20 protein-coding genes are annotated in these 20259 nt (G+C 66.8%); 12 read left to right on the forward strand and 8 right to left on the reverse strand.

The genetic code is table 11. The features are described from left to right. Positions 1-8 precede the first annotated feature (8 nt). Complete coding sequence (locus PWS46_RS05935; protein WP_434619335.1) at positions 9-1367, reverse strand: MATE family efflux transporter; 1359 nt, start codon at positions 1365-1367, stop codon at positions 9-11. Positions 1368-1676: 309 nt separating this feature from the next. Between PWS46_RS05935 and PWS46_RS05940 the strand changes: the two genes are divergently transcribed. Next, on the forward strand, positions 1677-1862 hold the full coding sequence (locus tag PWS46_RS05940; protein WP_085089334.1) for an entericidin A/B family lipoprotein: 186 nt from the start codon (positions 1677-1679) through the stop codon (positions 1860-1862). A 39-nt stretch (positions 1863-1901) separates the two neighbouring features. Beyond that, positions 1902-2090: a hypothetical protein gene (locus PWS46_RS05945; protein WP_434619339.1), complete on the forward strand. Its 189-nt coding sequence runs from the start codon at positions 1902-1904 to the stop codon at positions 2088-2090. Between the two features lie 214 nt (positions 2091-2304). On the opposite strand, the gene PWS46_RS05950 is transcribed toward PWS46_RS05945, so the two are convergent. Beyond that, positions 2305-4290 (reverse strand): lytic transglycosylase domain-containing protein, encoded by a 1986-nt coding sequence (locus PWS46_RS05950; RefSeq protein WP_434619342.1) that lies wholly within the window; start codon positions 4288-4290, stop codon positions 2305-2307. A 36-nt stretch (positions 4291-4326) separates the two neighbouring features. Here PWS46_RS05950 and dapA point away from each other — a divergent pair, with 36 nt between their 5' ends. The 3 genes from dapA to PWS46_RS05965 are packed head-to-tail and all read left to right on the forward strand — an operon-like array spanning position 4327 to position 6734. Continuing rightward, positions 4327-5202: a 4-hydroxy-tetrahydrodipicolinate synthase gene (gene dapA, locus PWS46_RS05955; protein ID WP_434619345.1), complete on the forward strand. Its 876-nt coding sequence runs from the start codon at positions 4327-4329 to the stop codon at positions 5200-5202. 30 nt (positions 5203-5232) lie between these two features. Further along, a complete protein-coding gene (smpB, locus tag PWS46_RS05960; protein WP_295828811.1) occupies positions 5233-5706 on the forward strand; it encodes an SsrA-binding protein SmpB in 474 nt (157 codons plus the stop codon). Between the two features lie 5 nt (positions 5707-5711). After that, positions 5712-6734: a methyltransferase gene (locus PWS46_RS05965; protein WP_434619349.1), complete on the forward strand. Its 1023-nt coding sequence runs from the start codon at positions 5712-5714 to the stop codon at positions 6732-6734. A 162-nt stretch (positions 6735-6896) separates the two neighbouring features. Here PWS46_RS05965 and PWS46_RS05970 read toward each other — a convergent pair whose 3' ends face one another. After that, positions 6897-7880 carry an aldo/keto reductase gene (locus PWS46_RS05970; protein ID WP_434619352.1) on the reverse strand — a complete coding sequence of 328 codons (984 nt, stop codon included), beginning with the start codon at positions 7878-7880 and terminating at the stop codon, positions 6897-6899. 95 nt (positions 7881-7975) lie between these two features. On the opposite strand from PWS46_RS05970, the gene PWS46_RS05975 reads away from it, so the two are divergent. After that, the gene (locus PWS46_RS05975; protein WP_434619355.1) at positions 7976-8638 is read left to right on the forward strand and encodes a TetR/AcrR family transcriptional regulator; all 663 of its coding nucleotides are present in this window, start codon (positions 7976-7978) and stop codon (positions 8636-8638) included. Here PWS46_RS05975 and PWS46_RS05980 read toward each other — a convergent pair. From PWS46_RS05980 to PWS46_RS06000, 5 genes are all read right to left on the reverse strand, one after another. After that, positions 8610-9479, reverse strand: coding sequence for a helix-turn-helix transcriptional regulator (locus PWS46_RS05980; protein WP_434619358.1), 870 nt, complete (start codon positions 9477-9479; stop codon positions 8610-8612). The two genes, PWS46_RS05975 and PWS46_RS05980, sit on opposite strands and share 29 nt — an antisense overlap. A 42-nt stretch (positions 9480-9521) precedes the next feature. After that, on the reverse strand, positions 9522-10079 hold the full coding sequence (locus PWS46_RS05985) for a YbhB/YbcL family Raf kinase inhibitor-like protein (RefSeq protein ID WP_434619361.1): 558 nt from the start codon (positions 10077-10079) through the stop codon (positions 9522-9524). Positions 10080-10170: 91 nt separating this feature from the next. Continuing rightward, the gene (gene hemB / locus PWS46_RS05990; protein WP_434619364.1) at positions 10171-11175 is read right to left on the reverse strand and encodes a porphobilinogen synthase; all 1005 of its coding nucleotides are present in this window, start codon (positions 11173-11175) and stop codon (positions 10171-10173) included. 117 nt (positions 11176-11292) lie between these two features. Further along, positions 11293-12216, reverse strand: coding sequence for a metallophosphoesterase family protein (locus PWS46_RS05995; RefSeq protein ID WP_434619367.1), 924 nt, complete (start codon positions 12214-12216; stop codon positions 11293-11295). Between the two features lie 19 nt (positions 12217-12235). After that, positions 12236-13129 carry a diacylglycerol/lipid kinase family protein gene (locus PWS46_RS06000; RefSeq protein ID WP_434619370.1) on the reverse strand — a complete coding sequence of 298 codons (894 nt, stop codon included), beginning with the start codon at positions 13127-13129 and terminating at the stop codon, positions 12236-12238. 282 nt (positions 13130-13411) lie between these two features. On the opposite strand from PWS46_RS06000, the gene PWS46_RS06005 reads away from it, so the two are divergent. The 6 genes from PWS46_RS06005 to PWS46_RS06030 all read left to right on the forward strand — a co-directional run bounded on the left by PWS46_RS06005 (position 13412) and on the right by PWS46_RS06030 (position 20242). Beyond that, on the forward strand, positions 13412-14473 hold the full coding sequence (locus PWS46_RS06005; protein WP_434619373.1) for an enoyl-CoA hydratase/isomerase family protein: 1062 nt from the start codon (positions 13412-13414) through the stop codon (positions 14471-14473). Positions 14474-14740: 267 nt separating this feature from the next. Further along, a complete protein-coding gene (locus PWS46_RS06010; RefSeq protein WP_045580172.1) occupies positions 14741-15214 on the forward strand; it encodes a MarR family winged helix-turn-helix transcriptional regulator in 474 nt (157 codons plus the stop codon). 327 nt (positions 15215-15541) lie between these two features. After that, positions 15542-16786 carry a cation:proton antiporter gene (locus PWS46_RS06015; protein ID WP_434619377.1) on the forward strand — a complete coding sequence of 415 codons (1245 nt, stop codon included), beginning with the start codon at positions 15542-15544 and terminating at the stop codon, positions 16784-16786. 209 nt (positions 16787-16995) lie between these two features. Further along, positions 16996-18225 carry an ABC transporter substrate-binding protein gene (locus PWS46_RS06020; RefSeq protein ID WP_434619380.1) on the forward strand — a complete coding sequence of 410 codons (1230 nt, stop codon included), beginning with the start codon at positions 16996-16998 and terminating at the stop codon, positions 18223-18225. A gap of 126 nt (positions 18226-18351) precedes the next feature. Then, positions 18352-19239, forward strand: a complete 888-nt coding sequence (locus PWS46_RS06025; protein WP_085090662.1) for a branched-chain amino acid ABC transporter permease — start codon at positions 18352-18354, stop codon at positions 19237-19239. A gap of 4 nt (positions 19240-19243) precedes the next feature. After that, entirely contained in the window at positions 19244-20242 is a 999-nt protein-coding gene (locus PWS46_RS06030; RefSeq protein WP_434619382.1) for a branched-chain amino acid ABC transporter permease, read from the forward strand. The last annotated feature ends 17 nt before the right edge of the window (positions 20243-20259 follow it).

Genomic DNA, 20259 nt, shown 5'->3' on the forward strand with positions numbered 1-20259 from the left:
CCGCCGGTTCAACGCCGGCTGAGATGTGCGAATCGCAGGGAGAGGATGGTGACCGACACCAGACTGGCGATGAGAATACCCTCGAACAGCCCGTGGGCGCCGTGGCCGAGGCCGAAGACCAGGAAGGCCGACACCGGAATCATCACCACCGCGTAGGAGAAGAAGTGCAGCGCGGTCGGAACCCACGCGTCGTGCCGGCCGCGCAGCGCGTTCGCCATCACCGTCTGGCCGCCGTCGGCGATCAGAATCCAGGCGGCGAAGGCGATCAGCGGCGCCACCGCCTCCAGCAGTTCCGGATTGTTGGTGTAGATGGCGCCCAGCGCGTCGGGCAGGCTGCGATAGAGCACGCCGACGCAGGCCAGGATGGCGCTGGTGACGCCGAGCCCGGTCCAGCCGGCCAGCGCCATGTCGCTGCGGTCGCCGCGGCCATAGGCCACGCCCACCCGCACCGCGGTGGCCGACGCCAGACCGACCGCCGCCATGAAGGGCAGGGCGGTCAGGTTCAGCCCGACCGTGTAGGCGCCCAGCGCCAGCGGCGAGATCATGCCGGCGAACAGGCCGAGCGCGGCGAAGGCACCGCTCTCCACCCCGATGCTGAGCCCGGCGGCATAGCCGAGGTGACGCTGGCGCGCCGCGCCGCTCCACCAGCCGGACACCGGAAGGCGGACCTGCCAACGCTCATGATCGCGCATCCACCAGACATAGGCGACCAGCCCCAGCCCCATGGACCAGCGCACGATGCTGGTTGCCCAGGCGGAGCCGACGGCGCCCAGCGGCTCCAGCCCGATATGGCCCCACACCAGCGCCCAGGCGAGCGCGGCGTTGACGAGGTTGCCGATCACCATGGCGATCATGCCCGGCAACGGCCGCTTGATCCCCTCCAGGAAGAAGCCGGTGGTGATGTAGAGCATCATGCCGGGGGCACCGAGGCCCAGCACCGCCAGCACATGGGCGCCGCCCGCCGCCATCTCCGGCGTCTGGCCGCCGGCCTGGAACAGCGGATCGCCGAGAAGAGAGATCAGCGCGAACAGCACGCCCAGCAGCAGAGCGTAGGGGACCGACCGCCGCCAAGCCCGGCCGCATTCCACGTCGCTGCCGGCGCCGAAGGCGTGGGCGGTGATCATCACCGTCCCCATCAGCAGCCCGACGCCGGTGCCGACCATGATGTTGCCCGGCAGGTGGGCCAGCCCGTAATAGGCCAGTTCCTGCGCAGAGAAGCGGCCGACGATGGCGGTGTCGACCGCCATCATCACCATCAGTCCGGCACGCGAGACGATGACCGGCGCCGCCAGCCGCAGCAGCTCGCCGATGTGGACGGCGAGACGCGCGCGCAACGGCTCGGGGGCGGGCAGGGTGGCGGTGCTCATGACTTGACCTGTGGCGACGGAGGGATGACGGCGGCCCATGCCGCGCCGCCGGACCGTAAGGCTTGGCCGGAAAGCGGGCAGGCTGCGCAAAAGCTGGTCATCTTGCCCGGTGGGCGTACCGCGTCAAGGATTTCGGGCGCCCCGAAAGGACCGTTGCATTCCCTGCATGGCGGCGGGGGCGGCTGCGGAACCAAGCCGCCGCAGCCCCGTTGTCAAAAGCAGAGACGAACGACACCCAGACCATCGCCCAGTTCTGTCAATCCACGTTCCTTCAACCCCCGTCCCCTCACCCCAGACCGGAGAGACACCATGCAGCACGCCAAGAACCGCCGGCAGCGCGCCACCGCCCGCGCCATCCCGTTCCCCGCGCGCGAGGTGGTGATCCTGACCTTCCTGATGGCGCTCGCCGCCATGCTGACGGGCTGCAACACGGTCGAGGGGGCCGGGCAGGACCTCCAGTCCGGCGGTCGGGCGATTGAACGGACGGCCGAGTAAAGCGTTACCCCAGGGACCCACCCAATCAGGAGTTGCCGCATGAGCGATCCGCAGAAGCCGTCGACCCCCGGCGAGATACCGCCCCCGTCCAATCCGAACCCGCCGCAGCCAGACCGCCCGACGACCCCCGATCCCTATCCGGTACCGGAGAACCCCGGCATCCTGCCGGAAGTCCCGCCGCCGGCCGACGAGCCGATGCCGGGCATGCCGAATCCGACGACCGCGTGATCTGGGGGGAAGGCGACGTGAAGTGATTTCGCCGTCGCCGATCGACGCCGTCATCCCCGCGGAGGCGGGGATCCAGAGTTTCCGATGCAAGTGCTTGTCATGTGTGGATTCCCGCCTTCGCGGGAATGACGGTCGAGAGAAGCTCAAGCTGCGATTTGACCGAGCGTGGATCAAAGCTTGAGCCTTTCACACGCCCCTCGCCAACTCCACCGCCCTACCGCCGCAAATCCTTGTCCAGGTTGGGCTCCGCCCGGTCGCCGTTCAGGCGGGCGCGATAGACCTGGACGGCCTCCAGCACGCGCTGGACATAGTTGCGGGTCTCGGAAATCGGGATCAGCTCGATCCAGTCGACCACGTCGACGGCTTCCGTGCGCGGATCGCCATAGGTCTGCAGCCATTGCCGGACTCGGTTCGGACCGGCATTGTAGCCCGCGATCGCCAGCACCCAGGAGCCGTTGAAGCGGTCGATCAGGTCGGACAGATAGGCCGATCCCAGGGTGACGTTATAGCCGGGGTCCGAGGTCAGCCGCGCGTTCGTGTGTTTCAGTCCCAGCTTTCCCGCCACCAGCTGCGCCGTCGTCGGCATCAGCTGCATCAGTCCGCGCGCACCGGCGGACGACACGATGGTCGGGTTGAAGGTGCTTTCCTGCCGGATGATGCCGTGGACCAGCGCCAGTTCCGGCGCCGACGGACGGGCATCGATCATCGGATAGCCGGCTTCGACCAGGAAAACGTCGTTCTGGGCGGCATCCTTCGCGGCGGCCACGGCCAGATCGCGGCGGCCGACTTCGCTCGCCAGCTTCGCGGCCAGCACATAATCGGCCGGCGTCCTGGCATCCAGGCTGATGCGCCGGACGAAGCCGGTCACCTGATCGGCGGCGTTCCCGCCGATTTCCGACAGCAGCCGGGCGACGCGCACCACCTCGCGCTTGTTGAAGGCGGACGTTTCGGCGCTGGAAACCGACGGCGGTGTGGGCAGGGTGACCGCACCGCCGGAAACATGGCGGAAGGCCAACTGACCATAGAAGGTGGTCGGATAGGTCGCGGCCTTGGCATACCATTCCCGCGCCGGGCCGGTCTGGCCCAGCGCCTCCGCCGCGCGACCGCACCAATAGGCGCCGCGCGCCTTGCTGATCGGCGCGCTGACCGACCGGTACAGCTTGTGGAAATGCGCAAAGGCCTCCGACGGCTTGTCGAGGAAGCGCAGGGCCAGGAAGCCCGACAGGAACTCGGCATCGGCGAAGGCGCCGCCCTCGCTCATGCCGTTTTCGCTGACCAGACGGTAGGCGAGGTTGTAGTCGCCGCGCTCCATCGCCCGGCGGGCCAGCAGATGACGCTCCGACCACCAGGACTGTGGGCGCCCCATGTCGGCGCCGGCCTGGGCGATGATCTCCAGCGCGCCGGCATCGTCACCCTTGCGCCGCAGATAGCGGGCGCGGTCGAACATCAGCCCCGGATCGTTCAGCAGGCCGGGCGGCACGCGGGCCAGGGCCGCGTCGGCCCCCGAACGGTCGCCGTCCAGCGCGATGCGCGCCTCGATCAGTGTGTCATAGGCCTCGTCGAAAAAGGGCAGCATCCGCCGCACCGGCGCTTCCTGCCGCGCCCACAGCAGCCGGTCGATGCGCGCCTTGTGGTCCTGCTGCCGCAAATAAGGCGTGTAGTGGGCGAGGAAGGTCGCCTCCTCGTCGGCGGTGAAGGTGCCGTCGGCCCACTGCTTGCGGATCAGGGTCGTCGCGCGTTCGACGCCGCCGGTCGCGATCAGCGCGTCGGCAAAGCGGACGAAGCCGTCGTTGGTCAGCGGCGGATTCTCGCGGAACCACTCCACCACGTCGGCGGGTTGGATGTCCGGCATCGCCATTTCCGCCTGCCGCCGCAGCCCCGCCATGTTCGGCCAGTCCGGATTCTCGCGGATGAAGGCGGCGATGTCGCTGAAGCTGCCGCCGCCGGGGTTGGCCAGCACGATCCAGCGCAGAACCTTCGCCGGTAACGGATCCTGCGCGCGGGATGCCGCCGCCAACGCTTCCGCCAGCCGTTCGTCATCGGCGAGCTTGAAAGCCTCGCGGTAGATGGCGATGTCCTGCGGGCTCAGCGCCGCGGCGGGAAGGGCGCCGGGAAGTGCCGCGAAAAGGGTGAGGAGACCCGCGAAAACAGTGGTCCGGGCGCTCTTGCCGAGGGAGGCGGGGAGGGATAATGTGCGCAACTCTTTTTTCCAGCTAAGCCGACTGAGGAGGCAGCCATGTTCCACGGTTCCATCGTCGCCCTTCTGACTCCGTTCAAGGGCGGGAAAGTGGACGAGAAGGCCTTCCAGTCCTTCGTGGAGTGGCAGGTCGCCCAGGGCACCCACGGTCTGGTGCCCTGCGGCACCACCGGCGAATCGCCGACCCTGTCCCACGAGGAACACAACCGCGTCGTGGAACTGTGCATCGAGGCGGCCGGCGGCAAGGTGCCGGTGATGGCCGGCACCGGTTCCAACTCGACCGACGAGGCCATAGCCCTGACCCGCCATGCCAAGCAGGCCGGCGCGCAGGCGGCGCTTGTGGTCACGCCCTACTACAACAAGCCGTCTCAAGAGGGTCTGTACCAGCATTTCAAGGCGATCCATGACGCGGCGGATTTGCCGATCTTCATTTACAACATTCCTGGCCGCAGTGTCGTGGATATGTCTGTGGCGACGATGGCGCGGCTTGCAAAGCTGCCCAACATCGTCGGCGTGAAGGACGCCACCGCCGATCTGTCCCGCCCGTCCCGCCTGCTGCAGGAGGTCGGCCCCGACTTCATCCAGCTGTCGGGCGAGGACGCCACCGCGCTGGGCTTCAACGCGCAGGGCGGCGTCGGCTGCATCTCCGTCACCGCGAATATCGCGCCGGCCCTGTGCTCCGCCATGCAGACCGCCTGGGCGAAGGGTGACCTGAAGGAGGCCTTCCGCCTGCGCGACGTGCTGTCGCCGCTGCACGATTCGATGTTCATCGAGACCAGCCCGGCCCCGGTGAAGTTCGCCGCCAGCCTGCTGGGCCTCGGCAGCGACGAGGTCCGCCTGCCGCTGGTTCCGGCCTCCGAGACCGCCCGCGCCGCCGTGCGCGGAGCCATGACCAAAGCCGGCCTGTTGTCCTGAGTGACGAAACAGGCCGTATAGGAGAGAGACTTGGCGACGCGCGAGGAAGCCAAAAAATTTGCGGCGCAGAACCGCCGCGCGCGGTTCGACTTCTTCATCGACGACGTCCTTGAGGCCGGCATCATGCTGACCGGGTCGGAGGTGAAGTCGCTGCGGGGCGGTCGCGCCAGTGTGAACGAGGCCTATGCCGGCCTGAAGAGTGGGGAACTGTACCTGTTCAACGCGTACATCCCCGAATATCTCCAGGCCGGCCGCGTCGATCAGCATGAGCCGAAGCGTCCGCGCAAGCTTCTGGTCCGCCGCCGCGAACTGGACAAGCTCGCGGCCGGCATCAAGCAGAAGGGCGTCACCCTCGTGCCGATGTCGGTCTATTTCAACGACCGCGGCATCGCCAAGGTCGAGATCGGCCTCGCCACCGGCAAGAAGAAGCACGACAAGCGGCAGAACGAGAAGGAACGCAGTTGGCAGCGCGACAAGGCGCGGCTGATGCGCGACAAGGGCTGATTCAGGTGGCACGTCTCGACAACCGGGCCACGGACCGCGACCAGACCGTCGCCGCCGTGGCCGCCGAAGCCCTGTCCGAAATCCGGCCGCAGGGCCGGATCCTCGTTGCCTTCGACAGCGATGGCGCCATCGCCGAAGCGCTCCGCGACGGTGGGGCCGAGGTGGTGGTGTGGAACCGGCTCGCCATAGGTGGGCAGGCCGCCACGCCCTGGCCGGCGGAGGGCGCCTTCGACGGCGCCGTCCTGCGGCTGCCGCGTGGTTGGGCCGGGTTCGAAATGGCCTTGCACGCGCTGGCCTCCCGCCTTGCCCCCGGTGCCCCGCTGTGGATCGCCGGCGGCAACGACGAAGGCGTGACCAGCGCGCCCAAGCATCTTGCCGGGCTGGCCGAAGAGCCGGAAACGCTCATCATCAAGAAGCGCGCCCGGCTGCTGCTGACCCGCCGCACCGATGCGCCGGCCAAGGGGGAACTGGAGGACTGGCGGCAGACCGTCACCCTGACGCTGCCCGACCGGACACTCGATCTTGTGTCCTATCCCGGCCTGTTCGCCCATGGCCATTTGGATGCAGGCACCGAATGCCTGCTGAAGGTTCTGCCTGAGGTGGCGGCCGGCACCCGCGTGCTGGATTTCGGCTGTGGCGCCGGGGTGATCGCCCGGGCCGTGCGCGAACGCCAGCCGGACGCGCCGCTGACCCTGCTGGACATCGACGCGGTGGCTCTGCACGTTGCCCGCCGGAATGTGCCCGACGCCGAACTGGTGCTGAGCGACGGTTTGGCCGGGCTTGGCACCCGCGAGCGTTTCGGCCTGATCCTGTCCAACCCGCCGCTCCACCGCGGCAAGGACGAGGATTTCGGCATGCTCGACGCGCTGGTCGCGGGGACCAAGCAATACCTGAAGCTGCGCGGCACGCTGGTGGCGGTGACGCAGCGGACGGCCGGTGTCGGCAAGCTGTTCAAGACCGCCTTCGGCCACAGCGACATGCTGATGGAGACCACGCAGTTCCAGGTCTGGGCGGGGACGCCGAAGTAGGAAGCAGGTGCCAGCCGATGCCCCCTCCCTAACCCTCCCCCGCTATCGCGGGAGAGGGGACTGCCGCTGCACTCCCGCAAAGCTCCTGCCCCCTCCACCGCGTTAGCGGGGGAGGGATGGGGAGGGGGCTAACCGTCACCGAATCAGCACCTCAGCCTTACCTCACACATTCACCCCCCGCATCCCCTCCGCCGTATAGCGGTCCCCTGCCGCCACTCCCGGAGGCAGCGCATCGCTCAGCGCCTTCACCTCCGCATCGGTCAGCGTCACCGCCGCGGCGCCGACATTCTCCTCCAGGTACTTGATCCGCTTGGTCCCCGGAATCGGTAGGATGTCCGGCCCCTGGGCCAGCAGCCACGCCAGCGCCACCTGTCCGGCAGTGCAGCCTTTCTGCGCCGCCAGCGCCTTCACCTGCTCCACCAGAGCAAGATTGCGGTCGAAATTGTCCCCGGCAAAGCGCGGCGCGATGCGGCGGAAGTCGTTCTCGGCGAACTGGTCGGGGCTGCTGACGGCACCGGTCAGCATGCCGCGGCCGAGCGGGGCGTAGGCGACCAGCGAGATGCCGAACTCGCGGCAGGTCGGCAGCACCGACGCCTCCACGTCGCGGGTCCACAGTGAATATTCGCTCTGTACCGCGGCGATGGGGTGAACGGCATGGGCGCGGCGAAGGGTGGTGGCCGACACTTCCGACAGGCCAAGTGCCCGAACCTTCCCGGCCTTCACCAGATCGGCCATGGCGCCGACCGTCTCCTCCACCGGGATCTCCGGGTTCACGCGGTGCGCGTAATAGAGATCGATGGTCTCCACCCCCAGCCGCTTCAGCGAGGCGTCGCAGGCTTGCGCGACATAGGCGGGGCTGGTGTCGACCCGGCGGGCATACTCGCCGGGCTGGCGGACGATGCCGAACTTGGTCGCGACCGTCACCCGGTCGCGCTTGCCGGCCAGGAAGCGGGCGAGCAGCGTTTCGTTGTGGCCGCTGCCGTACATGTCGGCGGTGTCGTAATGGGTGACGCCAAACTCCAACGCCCGCTCCAGTGTGGCGAGCGATTGGGAGTCGTCGGTCGGGCCGTAGAACTCCGACATGCCCATGCAGCCAAGCCCGATTTCGGAAACCGCGAGAGTGCCACCGATATTGCGCTGTTTCATCGCTTTACCCCTCCCGTGCCGCGGCCGGGCGGATTACCCTAGGAGCCTGCGGCAACAACTACACTACACTGTGCAGTGTACTTAGAGGGTGGGGAATGTCAACGTCTCAGGTGGGTGCCCATTCGGGAGGTGGCGCGCGCGGTTCCGTCAAGCGGGACGCGGTGGTGGAGGCGGCGACCCGCGCCTTCCTGACCCAGGGCTACGAGGCCTCATCCATGGACGCCATCGCCGCCGATGCGAATGTGTCGAAACGCACCGTCTACAACCACTTCCCCGGCAAGCGCGAGCTGTTCCAGGCCGTGGTGTCCGGTCTCTACGAAGGGTTCCGCAGCGCTGACGGCCAAAGCCTGCTTTCCCACGACCAGCCACCGGAGAAGGCGCTGCCGGTCTTCCTGCGCTCCCTGCTGATCCACACGGGCCGACCGGAGGTGCGTGGCCTGCTCCGCCTGGTGATCGCGGAGCATCAGCGCTTTCCCGAACTGTCCCAGGACTATCTGGAGGGCGGAAAGAGCCAGGCCTATGCGCTGCTGGACGCCTACATCGCCGCCCAGCATGCGCGCGGTCGCCTGAACGCGCCGGACCCTCATGTGGTGGCGACCCAATTGCTCGGCGGCATGAAGGAGGTGCTGTTCTGGCCAACCATGCTGGGCCTGCCGGTCACTGCCGATCCGGAGCAGGTGATCGCCGATTCGGTCGCGGCAGTGATAAGGGCCTATGGCACCGCGGCGATCAGCGCCCCCGCAGGCCCGAAGGGTTGACGCCCACCGCCGCCCGGATGCGGCGGGCGAAATGGGAGCGGTTGGCGTAGCCGCAGGCCTCCGCAGCCTCCTGGACGCTCAGCCCCTCGCCCTGCAGCAGGTCGCGGGCATGGGCGACCCGCTCCTCCGTCAGAATGCTGCGGACCGAGCAGTTCTCTTCGGTCAGGCGACGGCGCAGCGTTCCGGTGCTGAGGTTGAGCGCGCCGGCCACGCGCTCCGCCGTCCAGGGCAGGTCGGGCTGGGTGCGCAGAAGCTGACGCACCGCATCGGCAATCCCGATCGGCGCCACCGGTCCCATCCACCAGACGCCGTCTTCCAGCAGTGCCAGCAGCACCTCCATGCAGCGATGCTCGGCCAGCTTGGACGGCAGCGGCGGGTCGGCGGTCAGGCCGGTGGCGGCGTGGTGGATGGCGTCGGTCAGGGCCGGCGTCAGGGTCACATGCCAGTCGCGCGGCCGGGTACGCGGCGCCAGCCCATCGGTGCCATGGGCGCGCAGCAGCCGCCGCACCATCTCAGCCGGGAACTCCAGCACCAGGGCGCGGTAGCGACCGGCGGAGCCGGGATCATTCACCACCGATCCGCACCAGCCCGGCGGCAGCAGCATGGCGCTGCCGGTCGGGAATCGGCGGGTGATGCCGGATTGATCGGTCAGCTCCTTGGTGCCTTCCAGAACGGCGATCAGGGCCGTACGCTCGATCCGCACCTCGGCCAGCCGTTCGCGGTCATGGGCGACGAAGGCCCAGAGTTCCGGCCGATGCGGCCGGTCGCCGCCGCCGGGACGCTGGTCGCGGGCGGCGAAGCGGGACAGACGGGCGAGCAGATCCGGACCCATGTCGTTCATCCTCTGGCCTTCGCGCATCCTAGGACCGGCCGGTGCCGTCGATCAACGGCCGTAGCGGGCGGTGAGCGTCGCCTTGGCCAAGCTGGCGGCATTCAGGTTGAAGCCGACCATGGCGCCGGACGCATCGGCCGGCAGCGGCAGGCTGTTCACCTTCAGCGCATGGACGGTGACGACATAGCGGTGCGGCTTGTCGCCCTGCGGCGGGCAGGGACCGCCATAGCCGGGGGTGCCGAAATCGGTGCGGCTCTGCACGGCGCCGGCGGGGAGGGCGGGTTTCGCCGGATCGCCGGCCCCGGCCGGCAGGCCGCGGGTGTCGGCCGGCAGGTTGAACACCACCCAATGCCACCAGCCGCTGCCGGTCGGCGCATCGGGATCGTAGATGGTCACGGCAAGGCTTCGGGTGCCGGCCGGCGGCTCCGTCCAGCTGAGCGCCGGCGACTGGTTGGCGCCGGTGCAGCCGAAGCCGGCAAACACATTCCGTTCCGGGATCGGCGCTTTGTCGGTGAAGTCGGGGCTGCGCAGCTCGAACGCGGCGGCGGGGGAGGCGGCCAGCAGCAGGGCGGCGAACAATGCCGGGCGGAAGGGGATTTTCGGGCTCATCGGGGCGTCTCCGTCGATTGGGATGCCCTGACGATAAAGGGCCGCGGATGGCTCCGCGGCCCCGAACGGCTCAAAGATGGTCCCGAACTGCTCAGCCCTGCTTGAGCAGCTTCGCCGCGTCGACCGCGCCATAAGTCAGGATGGCGTCGCAACCCGCGCGCTTGAAGCCCATCAGCGTCTCCAGCAGCGCCTTGTCGTAGTTCAGCCAGCCGTTGGCGGAGGCGGCGCGCAGCATCGCGTATTCGCCCGACACGTGATAGGCGAAGGTCGGCACCGCGAACTGGTCCTTCACCCGGCGGATGATGTCGAGATAGGGCAGGCCGGGCTTCACCATAACCATGTCCGCCCCCTCCTGCAGATCGCAGGCGACCTCGCGCAGGGCCTCGTCGGTGTTGGCGGGGTTCATCTGGTAGGTGGTCTTGTCGCCCTTCAGGAAGCCGCCGGAATTCACCGCGTCGCGGAACGGGCCGTAGAAGGCGGAGGCGTATTTCGCGGCATAGGAGCAGACGCGGGTCAGCTGGTAACCTTCGGCATCAAGCTTGTCGCGGATGGCGCCGATGCGGCCGTCCATCATGTCGGACGGCGCGACGATGTCGACGCCGGCCTCCGCCTGTGACAGCGCCTGCCGGATCAGGACCTCGACGGTTTCGTCATTCTGGATGTAGCCGTCGCGCAGGATGCCGTCATGGCCGTGGGTGGTGTAGGGGTCGAGCGCCACGTCGCCCAGGATGCCGACCTCCGGCGCCGCCGCCTTCACCGCGCGGATGGCGCGGTTCATCAGGTTTTCCGGATTGTAGGCTTCCGCCGCGTCCTCCGACTTGGCGTCGGAGCCGACGACCGGGAACAGCGCGATGCAGGGGATGCCCAGCGAACCGGCCTGCGCCACCGCCTCGCACAGCAGGTCGATGGTCATCCGCTCCACGCCGGGCATGGACGCAACCGGCTCCCGCCGGTTCTCGCCTTCGATCACGAAGACCGGCCAGATCAGGTCGTCGACGGTCAGCGTGTTCTCGGCGACCAGACGGCGGGTCCAGGCGTCGGCGCGATTGCGGCGCAGACGGGTGCGCGGGAAGGCGGCGGGAAGGGTGATCGGCATCGGGGAGACCATGCACTTAGAACGAGTGCCGCGATCCTACGCCTTCCCGCATAGTGAACTCAAGCCGCGGCGGCGGCTCCAGTCCTTTGGGACCGGGCCGTCTGCCTTGCGCAGGTCTCATGCCCCGCCGTGGGCTTCCCCGCTTGCATTCCGTGCGACCTTGTCCCATTGGGCGGCCACCCGATCGTCGGTGGCCGGCTCCCCGGCGACGGGGCGAAATCCGGTGTCCTGTCCCTGCAGCGCCCAGCGGTTTCCCTGCTTGCGATAGTTCGATGTCAGCCCACCGGCAAAGGCCGCCCCCTCCCAGGACCGCACCTCGAACGTCACCGACGGGTGGTCTACGGTGATGAGGTTGTAGGCATTCGTTTCGTTCCGCAATCGTGTGGAGGTGGCGGTGGAGGCCTGGGCGACCAGGATCGAGCGGGCGATCTGGGTGTGGAAGCTCATGATGTCGCCGGAATAGGCCTTGTGCAGATGGCCCGCCAGCAACAGGTCGACGCCGCAGCTTTCCAACGCGGGCAGAGCCAGCTTGTGGCGGCCGACCAACTGCGTCTTGGGCAGGTCGGGTGGCGGCAGGAAGGGATGGTGGGTGAACAGCACCTTGAACACCGTGTCCGGCATGCCGCAGAACACCTCGCGCACCCGCGCGATCTGGCGCCGGTTCATGCGCCCTTCGGAAAAATCCATGATGACCGGTCGGGCGGTGTTGATACCGAGTACCGCGATCTCGTCGTCGACATGCAGCGGACTGAAATCGCTGGTGATGTAGCGGCGATAATGGCCGAACGGGTCGGTGAAGCGCTTGAACACGTTATAAACCGGAATGTCGTGATTCCCCGGTACGGCCATGTAAGGAAAGGGCAATTTCTGCAGAAAGGCGCGGGCCTCCTGGAAATGGCGTGCCTTCGCCCGCTGCACGAAATCGCCGGAGATGACGATCAGGTCGGGGGCCTGCGCGGTCAGGTCGGCTAGCAGCCCGTCCACCACGCGCTGGTCGATCCGCCCGAAATGCAGGTCGGAGATGTGTGCGAGCCGTTTCACGCCATCCTCATCCTTTTTCTCAGCCTGGTGCCAGAACCTTCAGTGCGCCTGGCAGAATCCGGTAATGAAGCGGCGCGTGCAGCTTCCGGATCTCGCCATCGTTGACCATCTTCAGGCGGTGGCGGCGGCTGTGGACCGTCAGGCTGGTCACCGCATAGGTTTCCAAGCCCTCGTCCTGCTTCCAGGAACCGGCAACCAGCCTTCCCATCAACCGCAGCATCGCGAATGCGTTCCGTTCACGGGCGACATAGACCCCGAGCTTTCCCGCATCGAGCGACTGCCGGGACAGGACGAGGCCGAAGCCGTCATCATAGACGTTGTTGGAAACGACCAGGATCGGCGTGCGCATGCGGCGGGGACCGTCGCCCCAGTCCAGGCGGACATCCAGCAGCGGCAGGCGGTAGAGCGTTTTCGCCATGGCCACCGCGGCTCCCGGCCATTTCAGCAACCGGTGCTGCTTGCGCTGGCGTTCGCGTTCCTGGACCACCTGCGGATAGAAGCCGAGGATGGAACTGTTGGTGTAGGGCTCGCCGTTCACCTCGGCGATGTCGATGACCCGAACCCGGCCGGCGGCAAGGGCCTCCGCCGCACCCTCCAGTTCGAGTGGAATGCGAAGATCGCGGGCCAACAGATTGAGAGTGCCCAAGGGAATGACGCCCAGCGTCTTGCCGGTCGGCAGCGCCAGCTTGACCGCGCTGTGCAACGTACCGTCGCCGCCGCCGACCACCACCGTCTCCGCGTCGGAGTCCAGCACACGCCGGATCGTGTCGGTGCATTGCGCACCGTCGACCGTGTGCAGGTCCACCGTGGCGCCATGCCTTTGAAAGGCGTTGCGGATCGCCGCCTCGGCGCCTTCGATGGGACGGTCGACCAGCGAGCCCGCCTGCCGGTTGAGGATGATTCCGACCTTCATGCGTCACCCGGCAGGATGTGGAGCGGCATCGGCATCTGACCTTCCATAATGCGTCTGAGAGGACCCGTTCTCAGATGAGAGCGTGACCGCAACGGTCCAAGAGGGGCGTTGTTCCTAATCCGCGCGCCGGCGAACATCCGGATCCGTATGGTAGGTTTGACAGCGCCGCCGGCTCCCGTATCATCGCGGTGGGCCGGTCTCCACGCCCTGGGGCATCGCGGGGATGGAACAGACTGCTCACCACCGCCCGATTCGCAACGATAACCGAGAAAATACAAGACGATGAGCGACGCTGCTGAGATTCTGTTCGAACGTCGGGGCGCGATCGGCCTCGTCACGCTCAACCGACCCAAGGCGCTGAACGCGCTGACGCTGGGCATGATCAGGCTGTTCGATCCGCAGCTCCGGGCTTGGGATTCCGATCCGGAGGTCAAGGCCGTCGTGATTCGCGGTGCCGGCGAAAAGGCCTTCTGCGCCGGCGGCGACGTCGTCAGCCTGTACGAGGCCGGCAAGGCGGTCAAGGAAGGGCGCGGCGATACCGGGCCGATCCGCGCCTTCTTCAGCGAGGAATATGTGCTGAACCGGCTGATCAAGCGCCTGTCCAAGCCCTATGTCGCGCTGATCGACGGCATCTCGATGGGCGGCGGCGTCGGCCTGTCCGTTCACGGCACCCACCGCATCGTCACCGAGCGCACGATGTTCGCCATGCCGGAAACCGGCATCGGCCTTTATCCCGACGTCGGCGGCACCTATTTCCTGCCGCGGTTGCCGGGGCAGGTCGGCATCTGGCTTGGGCTGACCGGCGACCGGCTGAAGGCGGCGGACCTGCTGGCCATCGGCGCCGCCGACGCCTTCGTGCCGAGCGCCGGGATCGACGCGCTGATCGACGATCTCGCCGCCGGCGTCCCGGCCGACGAGGCGGTCGCGTCCCACCGCGGTCAAGCCGGCGAGGCGGCGGTTAGCGCCATCCGGGCTGCGGTCGACCGCTGCTATGCCTTCGACAGCGTGGAGGCCATCGTCAAGGCTCTGGAGGCCGAGGGGACGGAGTGGGCGGCAGGCCAACTCGCCACCCTGCGCCGGGTTTCGCCCACCAGCCTGAAGGTGACGCTGGCTGCGCTCCGTCGCGGGGCCAAGCTGGATTTCGAAGGCTGCATGGTGCAGGAGTTGCGCCTCAGCCTCGCCTGCCTTGCCGGGGATGATTTCTACGAGGGCATTCGCGCCGTTCTGGTCGACAAGGACAAGAACCCAAAATGGAAGCCGGCGGAACTGGCGGATGTCGGCCCGTCGGACGTCGAGCGGCACTTCGCCGAACCGGCGGGCGGAGATCTGATCTTCCGCGACTGACGAACCACTAATCGGATAGGGTGCCTGAGGGGAATGGTCGCGCAGGCGGTCGTGCGGCCATTCCTTTCCGCTTATGCCCGTGGTGGTGCCCGACCGAAAACCTTCGTGTGGGGACATCCGGCGAAAGGCGCCTGTACAGACGGGTTGTGCCAGACTTTTTCTGGAATTATTAGGATGATTGCCGACGAATGATCGGTTAATCTCGCTTTAAGGTCCCGGTATCGTCCTTGCGCGGGGAACGGCCGGTTAGAGCCAAAGGAGACCGCGGTGCGCAAACCCTATTACGAGAGCATTCTGTTGATCGAGCGGCTTCACCGCCACTTTCTTGAAGTGCTCAAGACTGAGTTGGACCGGCTCGGCATCCAGGACATCAACAACGTCCAGAGCCTGATCCTGTACAACATCGGCGAAGACGAGATGACGGTCGGCGAACTGACCGCGCGCGGCTACTATCTGGGTTCCAACGTCTCCTACAACGTCAAGAAGATGGTCGAGAACGGCTATCTCGGCCAGGAACGCTCCCCGCACGATCGCCGGTCGGTCCGTGTCCGCCTGTCGGAGAAGGGCCTGGATCTGCGCGAGAAGATCAGCGTCATGTTCGAACGTCATCTGACCGCCCTGGAAAAGGCCGGCTTCAGCGACGAGGAACTGACCAAGGCCAACGAGACCCTGCGCAAGCTGGAACGCTTCTGGTCGGCTTCGCTCGACTACAGCGGCTTTCCGATGACCTCGGCGGCCTGACCCGCCGGTTTTACGACGGCCCCCGCGGTTCCGGCTCCCGCGGGTGGCATCGGGTTCCCGCTTTCCATCCGTCGTCATCATGGTGTGACGGCTTGGAAAACGAAATAGAACGAGCCGGTACCTTCACCATCCATTCCGCACCGTTTCAGCATCCGTTCTGAACCCATCGGCGCCCTCGCGTGTTGACGGGGATTGGCTTTCGCGCGGCCACGGTCGGTGCGGCCGGACGAATTTCCGGCCGCCGTGTCGTGCTGAGGGCGTCACGGCAACGGGCGGCTTATGTCTTATATCGTCTTGATGGTGGGGCTTGGGGTTCTGATCCTACTGGTGGCCTGGTTGCCTATGGTGTTGAAGGAACTGCCGCTTTCCCTGCCGATCATCTGCGTCGGGCTGGGCTTCGCTGTGTTCAGCACCTTGCGGCTGGAGAATCCGGAGCCGCTGGCCTTTCCGGAAGCGACGGAGCGGCTGACCGAACTGATCGTCATCGTCTCGCTGATGGGGGCGGGGCTGAAGCTGGATCGGCGCATCGGCTGGCGGCGCTGGATCATCACCTGGCGGCTGCTGGGCATCACCATGCCGCTGTCGATCCTGATGATCGCCCTCATCGGCTGGTACTGGCTCGATTTCCCGCTGGCGGCGTCAATTCTGCTGGGGGCTGCGCTGGCGCCCACCGATCCGGTCCTCGCCTCCGACGTCCAGGTCGGCCCGCCCAAGTCGGGCGAAGAGGACGAGATCCGCTTCAGCCTGACCTCCGAAGCCGGTCTGAATGATGGTCTGGCCTTTCCCTTCGTCCACCTCGCCATCGGGGTCGCCCTGCTGAACGGCAACCCACCCTGGGATCTGCTGAAGCACTGGGTGCTGCTGGATGTGGTGTGGAAGCTGGCGGCCGGCGTCGGAGTCGGCTGGCTGGTCGGGCGATTGCTCGGCTACGTCACCTTCCGGGTGCCGAATCGGGCAAACCTGTCTCGGACCGGCGACGGCTTCGTGTCACTCGGCATCACGCTGATTGCCTATGGTCTGACGGAGCTTGTCAGCGGATACGGTTTTCTCGCGGTGTTCGTCGCAGCACTCGCCCTGCGCGATGCGGAACGGAACAGCGAATACCATGGGCGTCTGCATGATTTCGTCGAACAGACCGAGCGGCTGTTGATGATGCTGATGCTGGTGCTGTTCGGCGGCACCTTGGCCCATGGGCTGATCGACGCCCTCTCCTGGAGCGCCGTCGGCGCCGCGGTTGTCATCCTGCTTCTGGTGCGTCCCATCGCCGGCGTGGCCGGACTGGCCGGCGTGCCGATGCCGGTCGGCGAGAAGCTGGCCATCGGCTTCTTCGGCATCCGCGGCATGGGCAGCATCTATTACGTCGCCTATGCACTGAATGCCGCGGAGTTCGACGTGCCCAATGCCCTGTGGGCGGTCACCGGGCTGATCGTGCTTCTCTCGATTCTCGTCCACGGCATCAGTGTGACGCCGGTCATGCGGCGGATCGACCGGCGCCGGCAGTCCGCGGCGCCGCCTCTGCCGCCGCCCATACACCGCCGAATGGAAAAAGCGCGCGTTTCGGCCGACTCTTGATGAAAATTGTTGGTGATGCTGAAATTCCGCTTTCCGTACAAGGTGATGCGCCTGCATAGTGATCGGGAAGGGGCGGCGCGGGCGACCTGACGGTTTCGGATGAAACCAAATGGGCAGGCCGACGCGACCGCCCGGGAACCGCCGGACGAACCGATCCGGACGGTCTTCCGCAACATGCGCAACGCAACGCTGTGGGGAGGAATTCACGTATGATCGCACGTCTTCTGGCCGGTGCCGCTCTTGCTGCCCTGACGGTCGGTGTCATGTCCGCCGGGCCCGCCATGGCCCAGCAGGGCAAGCTTTCCGGCGACATGGTCAAGATCGGTGTGCTGAATGACCGTTCCGGCCTCTATGCCGATCTCGGCGGCGAGGGATCGGCCATTGCCGCGCGGATGGCGGCCGAGGAGTTCGGCAACAAGATCCTCGGCAAGCCTATCGAGATCATCACCGCCGACCATCAGAACAAGCCCGACATCGGCTCCAACCTCGCCCGCCAGTGGATCGACCGCGACGGCGTCGACGCCATCGTCGACGTGCCGAATTCCGGTGTCGCGCTCGCGGTTCAGGAGGTGACGAAGGAGAAGAAGAAGATCTTCCTGATGGAAGGTCCGGCGACCTCGCGCCTGACCGGCGACGCCTGTTCCCCCACCGGCTTCCACTGGGCCTATGACACCCGCGCCCTGGCGGTCGGCACCGGGCAGGCCATCGTGAAGGAGGGCGGCGACAGCTGGTTCTTCATCACCGCCGACTATGCCTTCGGCCATCAGCTGGAGGCCGACACCTCGGCGGAGGTCAAGAAGGCCGGCGGCAAGATCGTCGGGTCGGTGAAGGCGCCGCTGAACACCGCCGACTTCTCGTCCTTCCTGCTGCAGGCGCAGGCTTCGGGCGCCAAGATCGTCGGCCTCGCCAATGCCGGTGGCGACACCATCACCTCGATCAAGCAGGCTTCCGAGTTCGGCCTGACGCAGAGCGGTCAGCAGAAGCTGGCGGGCCTGCTGATCTTCCTGTCCGACGTTCATGCGCTGGGGCTGCAGGTCGCCCAGGATCTGGTGCTGACCACCGGGTTCTATTGGGATCGGGACGAGGAGACCCGCGCCTGGTCCAAGAAGTTCTTCGATCGTCATGGCAAGATGCCGACGATGGTGCAGGCCGGCAGCTATTCCGCCGTCCGTCACTATCTGAAGGCGGTCGAGGCCGCCGGGACCGACGACGGCCCGACCGTGGCCGCCAAGATGCGGGAGATGCCGGTCAACGACATGTTCGCCAAGAACGGCACGATCCTGCCGAACGGCCGCATGGTCCACGACATGTATCTGGCCCGCGTGAAGAAGCCGTCGGAGTCCAAGGGCGCCTGGGATTATTACCAGATCCTGCGCACCATCCCCGGCAAGGAGGCCTTCGCCACCTTCGAGGAGAGCGGCTGCAAGCTGCCGAAGTGACCATGTCGGTAAAAAATAGGACGACAGGGCATCAGTCGTGACGTGACGGCGCGGCATCCCCGCCGGGGCGGCGGTCTTCGGACCGGTGCCCCGGCGGGGATGCAGCTGAGGAGAGCGACGCTCATGATGGGAACGATTTTCGGCATTCCGCCCCAGGCGCTGTTCGGCCAGCTTCTGCTGGGGCTGATCAACGGATCGTTTTACGCGCTGCTCAGCCTTGGGCTGGCGGTGATCTTCGGCATGTTGAACGTCATCAACTTCGCCCATGGCGCGCTCTACATGATGGGCGCCTTCGTGGCGTGGCTGCTGCTGAACCAGCTCGGCATCGGCTATTGGTGGGCGCTGCTGCTGGCGCCGCTGATCGTCGGCGCGTTCGGGGCGGTGCTGGAGAAGACGCTGCTGTCGCGGCTCTACAAGCTGGATCATCTCTATGGGCTGCTGCTGACCTTCGGACTGGCCTTGATCGTCGAGGGCGCGTTCCGCCACCAGTATGGCGTCTCCGGCCAGCCCTATCCCATTCCCGCGGAACTCAGCGGCGGCCGTAACCTGGGCTTCATGTTCCTGCCCAATTACCGGGGTTGGGTGGTGGTGGCCTCGCTGATCGTCTGCATCAGCACCTGGATCGCCATCGAGAAGACGAAGCTGGGCGCCTATCTGCGCGCGGCGACCGAAAACCCGGTGCTGGTCCAGGCCTTCGGCATCAATGTGCCGCGGATGGTCACGCTGACTTACGCCTTCGGCGTGGCGCTGGCCGGGCTCGCCGGCGTGCTGGCGGCACCTATCTATCAGGTATCGCCGCTGATGGGATCGCACCTCATCATCGTCGTCTTCGCGGTGGTGGTGATCGGGGGCATGGGATCAATCCTCGGCGCCGTGCTGACCGGCTATGGGCTGGGCCTGCTGGAGGGGCTGACCAAGGTCTTCTACCCGGAGGCATCGAACATCGTGGTCTTCGTCATCATGGCGGTGGTGCTGATGGTAAAGCCCGCCGGCCTGTTCGGACGGGAGAGGTAAGCGCATGAGCCTTCATTCGCAGAGCAGCGGCCGGGCGTCCGCACAGGCTGCCGGCGCACCGGCGGCGGCAGGGCTGACCTTGGCGAGAGTTGGCGCGCTGGTGGTGCTGGCCGGTCTGCTGGCGGTGCCGTTCCTGCTCTATCCTGTTTTCCTGATGAAGGTGCTGTGCTTCGCCCTGTTCGCCTGCGCCTTTAACCTGCTGATCGGCTTCGGCGGCCTGCTCAGCTTCGGGCATGCGGCGTTCTTCGGCAGCGCCGCCTATGTCACCGCCCATGCGGTGAAGGAATGGGGGTGGTCGCCGGAACTGGGGATTCTGCTGGGCACCCTGTCCGCCGCTTTCCTGGGGCTGGTGTTCGGCATCATCGCCATCCGCCGGCAGGGCATCTATTTCGCCATGATCACGCTGGCGCTGAGCCAGATGGTCTATTTCCTGGCCCTCCAGCTGCCCTTCACCCATGGCGAGGACGGCATCCAAGCGGTGCCGCGCGGCCTTCTGTTCGGCGTCTTCGACCTGCATAACCCGCTGGAAATGTACTACACGGTGCTGGGCGTCTTCCTGATCGGATTCGTCATCATCTGGCGGACGGTGCATTCGCCGTTCGGGCAGGTGCTGAAAGCGATCCGCGAGAACGAGGCACGCGCAATCTCGCTGGGCTACCGCACCGACCGCTACAAGCTGCTGGCCTTCGTGCTGTCGGCGTCGCTGGCCGGGCTGGCGGGCGGCACCAAGGCCATCGTCTTCCAGTTGGCGACGCTGACCGACGTGACGTGGCAGATGTCGGGCGAAGTCGTGCTGATGACGCTGCTGGGCGGCATGGGCACGCTGACCGGCCCGGTCATCGGCGCCGCCCTGGTGGTGACGCTGGAGAATTATCTGGCGGCGACCAGCCTGCCGGTGCCGGTGGTGATCGGCTGCATCTTCGTCGCCTGCGTTCTGGTGTTCCGGCGCGGGATCGCCGGGGAGATCGTGGCACGTTTCGGAAAGCAGAGCCGGGATGTCTAAGATGCTGTGCTGAAAAC

Source organism: Azospirillum sp. B2RO_4, from assembly GCF_051124815.1.
Taxonomy (GTDB): Bacteria; Pseudomonadota; Alphaproteobacteria; order Azospirillales; family Azospirillaceae; genus Azospirillum.